4 protein-coding genes and 1 pseudogene are annotated in these 4,834 nt (G+C 59.5%); 1 reads left to right on the plus strand and 4 read right to left on the minus strand.

Going from position 1 to position 4,834, the window contains the following annotated elements; translation table 11 throughout:
* Positions 1-1,132: 1,132 nt before the first annotated feature.
* The 3 genes and pseudogenes from EN914_RS40175 to EN914_RS40185 form a co-directional block, all read right to left on the minus strand.
* Entirely contained in the window at positions 1,133-1,615 is a 483-nt protein-coding gene (locus EN914_RS40175; RefSeq protein WP_407067813.1) for a hypothetical protein, read from the minus strand.
* Positions 1,539-1,721 (minus strand): annotated as a pseudogene (locus EN914_RS40180) (IS110 family transposase); the annotation flags it as partial. The gene EN914_RS40175 and the pseudogene EN914_RS40180, both read right to left, overlap by 77 nt.
* A 16-nt stretch (positions 1,722-1,737) precedes the next feature.
* Positions 1,738-2,355, minus strand: a complete 618-nt coding sequence (locus tag EN914_RS40185) for a transposase (protein ID WP_407067812.1) — start codon at positions 2,353-2,355, stop codon at positions 1,738-1,740.
* 701 nt (positions 2,356-3,056) lie between these two features.
* On the opposite strand from EN914_RS40185, the gene EN914_RS24355 reads away from it, so the two are divergent.
* Positions 3,057-3,974 carry a LysR family transcriptional regulator gene (locus EN914_RS24355; RefSeq protein WP_024505887.1) on the plus strand — a complete coding sequence of 306 codons (918 nt, stop codon included), beginning with the start codon at positions 3,057-3,059 and terminating at the stop codon, positions 3,972-3,974.
* Between the two features lie 48 nt (positions 3,975-4,022).
* On the opposite strand, the gene EN914_RS24360 is transcribed toward EN914_RS24355, so the two are convergent.
* Positions 4,023-4,826: a TIM barrel protein gene (locus tag EN914_RS24360; protein ID WP_024505888.1), complete on the minus strand. Its 804-nt coding sequence runs from the start codon at positions 4,824-4,826 to the stop codon at positions 4,023-4,025.
* Between the last annotated feature and the right edge of the window lie 8 nt (positions 4,827-4,834).

Consider the following 4,834-nt stretch of genomic DNA (forward strand, 5'->3'; position numbering starts at 1 on the left):
ATCACGCTTGGGCAACTGACAAAGCCCAATGCTCATAAAGCCGGATCAGGTCCGGCCGGTGTGTGGCGTAGGTGCAGTATGACGATGTGAGCCGCTACACCGTGCGCGTCTCCCAGTCTGTCCATAGGCTCGGAAGAAGTCGGACCCGGTCAGTTGCAACTCCCTTTCCCAGCACTCCACTGCCCGGTAGAGCGCATGAAAAATCTCCTTTCGGGCGGTTTCTTAAGACGCTCGCCACGCCATGAGGCAGTGGGGGCATCGGTGTGCGTCAGGTGCTTCTGCCCATGCAGGATTCCAGAACATTGATGAAATCGTTTGTTTCGATGAAAGGCATCCACACTTTGGATAGTTGACCACGCGTTTCAAAGATCGTGAACTACATCTCGTCGTTGTGCTCGACGCACTCCCGACAGAGCGCAACCTCATGGGCGCGGCATGCAGGATTAACCGAGCCCAGCCGGTCATGAGTGCGGCCGGCGCTCGGCTGCTCGATTATTTGCGCGATAAGCTCGCGACCATGTCCGCGGAGGTATTCAAACTTAACGCTGCGTCCGGGAGCTCTTGCCCTCCAGTTCGCGACGCTCTCCCGCCCATCCAGTGCTCGTTTATTTCGTCGGATAGTTTGACCCGGCTCTACCGAATCGCCGCTTCAGGATCATTCTTTCCGATTTCGTCACGCTCGTATTTCTGCCGCGTCCTACACCGATTGGGCGCGAACAAAACTGAGCGCCTTGGAACCCGAACCCGTGCGTCGTGACCGGGAGCTTCCGGGGCGAACTCATCCGCTCGGGGGCATCGCATCACCGGACGGCGACAGGCACGGTCGACCGGCATCTCGGCATCGGCTGGGAATTCGTCCATGGTCTGCATTGGCGACGACGCTTCCTGAGGCCACGTAGCCCTTATGCCAAGCTGGGCGCCCGGGTCGAGCGCGTAATGACGACAATTGCTTCGCTACAGGTCAAACGCTTTCCGCGCCACCTGCAAAGTCTTCACCCGGCCGTACAGCGCCCAAGACCACTGATGTGATCGACAAGAGCCTTTTTGATAAATCTGCGCTATTCTCCTGTCGCGCACGGACGACCGCGTGGCGAAGAGCAGGGTCCGAGATGAGAGCCCTGCCGCGCAGCTTCTATCGTCGCGCCTCGTTTGCGGCATCCGTGCCTACCCTCTTCGGACCTCGTGGGTTCCAACCGGCAACGAGGCGTGCATAGGCGCCCTCGGCCTGCTCCACCCAGCGGCGCTCTTCTTCCCGGTGGCTCTTTATGTTGTAGGCGTGCGCTCCCTTTTGGCCGCGCACAGCCTTGCTCCCGGCCTTGAGTTCCACATCGCGCAAGCTTCTTGGCATGCAGGGAGGGTCGAGCCTACGCGTAACTCTCGCCCTTCTCAACAGATGACAGATCACGACAGAGAGTTTGCGTGCGGTTGCCACGGCCGCGACATGCTGTCCGCGCCGGGCTCGCACGCCGCAGGGAGAAGGCTCGCAACGGTCCGGGAGCACGAGCGGCCGCCCAGGCCGCCTCGACGAGCATGCCGCGCGCATGACCACGGCCCTGCTTGGTGATTCGCCCATGGTAGGCCGGACCTGGCCGGACTGCTGGACGCTTGGGTTCAACCCGAGATAGGTCACGAGCTTCTGCGGATCGTCGAAGCGCGACACGTCGCCGATCGCCGCCCTTCATCGCCAGCGCGACGGTGATGTCGACGCCGGGAATGGTCATCAGCCGCTTCACGCCTTCATCCTCGAGAGCCGAGCGGACAAGATCGCGTTCGATGACCTGGAGGTCTTCGCCCAATCGGTCGAACTCGCGCAGATGCCCATCGATCGCGAGGCGCTCGTCCTGCGGTACGACCTGCTCGATTACCAGGTCCGACCCTTGGCGCCGCACAGGTCGGCATGCGGGCAGGACGGATCAGGTGGCTATGAAGGATCGACTGGATGACGCTCTTCAATCGAGATCTCTGTCGGACAATCTGATTGCGCCGTGTCACCTGTCGACGCAGAGCCTGCGTCGGCTCGTCCGCAATCCAGACTTCTGGCAAGAAGCCGCTGGCATAGAGCTGCGCAAGAACGTCGGCGTCGATCGTCGTTTTGATCTTGGCATAGGCAACGATAAACACCTGTTTCGGCTTGGCGATCCCCACCTTCTTCACATGCGGCGCAACCACAGCTGCAGCGGACGTCGCGCTGCCGGTGGCCTCGATCACCCCGACATCGTTCGGCGACAGCTTCGCGGCGAACGCCGCCAGCAGATCGCGCCGCATGTCGACGCGGCCGAGTCGCCTGAGCCTGCCCTCCTCCCATGCCACTGCTTCGGCGAAGGCGCGGTGAATATCCAGTCCGATGATAAGCATGCCCGTTCCTCCTTCTTGGCTCGGTCAAAGACGGGAGCTGGCGGGCAACACGACATCTACTGATCCGCGCTCGCAGCGCATCCGGGAAAGTCGCCAGGGGCGGCCATGTAACGAGCTCGGGCTCTCAGCCCACGGTCTATTGACGGCCTGCCTGCACCTTTGTGCTCCCGGTGCCCCACGTCCCGGATGGGCTCACCATAAGGGCGTTCCAAAACAAGAACAGCAGGACGAGAAGACACCACAGATCACATACCGGATAGCGGCAAGGCCAAGCGCTTCGTTCAGATAGGCTTGCGCCAATGGGCTTAGGCCGAGCCTACAACAGCTCTCAAAAACGCTGCCGGACTGCTGCATTGGCTCGCCGATACAATTGGCACAGGCCTCACGGCAGCTTAGGATCAAACCGCCCATCAGTCGCCTCGGACTGGAAAGGTGCACCCTATTAGATTCCACGCCCAGCTAGGTCGGGGCCGCCGAAGACGCTGGTTGATAGCCCGGCGCCATCGGCCCGGCGTTTCAAACTGCCAATCTCTGACCTGCACAGTACGAACGATTGCTCGCTTCGACAGATCACGCGGCTCATATGTCGGACCTTAACGTCATCCATCATAAACTTTTTGCGACAAAAGATTGCAAGAATGCTAAATTGTTAAAGTCGTTTGTTTCGGTTAAAGGCATCCATCCCATGGATGGCTGATGACATGCGTTTCAAAGGACTTGATCTAAATCTCCTCGTTGTGCTCGACGCACTCCTGACGGAGCGTAATCTCTCGGCGGCGGCACGCAGGATCAACCTGAGTCAGCCCGCCATGAGTGCGGCCGTCGCCCGACTGCGCGATTATTTCCGCGATGAACTGTTTACGATAAGAGGTCGCGAACGATTTCTAACCCCGCGTGCGGCAGCATTTGCCCCCGCAGTTCGCGACGCTCTCCAGCACATCCAGTGCTCGATTATTTCTTCGGATCCGTTTGACCCAGCTCGAGCCGATCGCCTCTTCAGGATCATTCTTTCCGATTTCGTCACGCTCGTGTTTTTCGAAAAGCTTGTGGAGCGTATTTCACGGGAAGCCCCCGCCGTCAGCTTCGAACTGCTGCCTGTCGACGATAGCCCCGATGAGCTTCTCCGGCGCGGTGACGTCGATTTTCTAATTCTACCGGATATGTTCACGTCGAGTGTGCATTCAAGCATTGCGCTGTTTGACGAGAAGCTCGTGTGCGTAGGCTGTCCCACAAACAAGCAGCTGCCACAGCAGCTTACATTCGAGAGATACATGTCGATGAGGCACGTCGCGGTCAGGTTCGGGCGTACGATGAAGCCGTCTATCGAGGAATGGTTTTTGCTTGAGCATGGCCTTAAGAGACGTGTCGAGGTCGCCGTGCAGGGCTTCAGCATGATTCCACCTATGGTGTCCGGCACAGCTCGTATAGCGACCATGCCCTTACGGCTGGTCAGGCATTTCGAAAAAACGTTCCCCCTGCGGGTTATCGAACTTCCGCTGCCATTTCCCACATTCACCGAGACCCTCCAATGGCCGGCCCTCCACAATAGCGATCCGGCAAGCATCTGGATGCGGGAGATAATGATACAGGAGGCATCTCGGATGGCTGCCCCGCTGTGAACCCTCGGAAAATTCAGGCGCACCTATAGTCACTACACCTGTCACCATCTACTTTGACGACAATAGCCCTCGCCGGATAAAGTCGATGCTGGCGGCAAGTGCGCCTGCGAGATCGTCCAGAGAATGGACTTCCTCGATCAGCTCGAACGAGAAAGGTCCCGCGTAGCCGCCATCCAGCAGCGCCTGAATCTGGCTGCCATTGTCGGAACCTGCAAGAAAGCGATCGGGGTAAATCCAGAAGGTCGGGTCGTTTACGCTTGAAATGTGCACCAGGCCGGTAAGCTCGCAGAACAGGCATGTCTCCCCGGCCAGGGTGTGGTGGAACGTGTCGTGCACGAGGCGAAAGACGGACTGGCCATCAACCGCGGCAACGGCCTCGGCCGCTTCCTTCTTTGATCGAAGCGAGCAGGTTCGGAAACCCAGCGGCTCGATGAGACCGATCAGACCCCGCGACTGGAGGATTGGCTTGATCTCGTTTAGAGCGAAACGAAGATTGTCCTGGCGCTCGCTATTGGTGGGCCACGAGCTGCGGTTGGCCGGCACCAACACGAGCGTCTCTGCCCCGCACGCCGTCGCATAATCGGCGAGGTTGCTTGCCTCGGCCTGACGCGTTGGAGTCCAGTCGTTGAACCGCTGCAAGGCGTTGACAGAGATGATCGTGACGCCCGCTTCGGTAGCGGCAAACCGAACGTCCGCAGCCGGAATGCCGCGTGCGACAGGATTGCTGAAATGAGGGTAACGGATTTGGACGTCGGTCAGGCCTTGGTCACGGGCAAGCGCGAAAAGCGCACTGACGTCAAGGCGGGGCGCCGCCATGTGATCGAGTGCAAAGCGGGGCGATACCTGGCGCATTGCTTGAC

The organism is Mesorhizobium sp. M7A.F.Ca.CA.001.08.2.1, from assembly GCF_003998455.1.
In the GTDB taxonomy this organism is placed as follows: Bacteria; Pseudomonadota; Alphaproteobacteria; order Rhizobiales; family Rhizobiaceae; genus Mesorhizobium; species Mesorhizobium ciceri.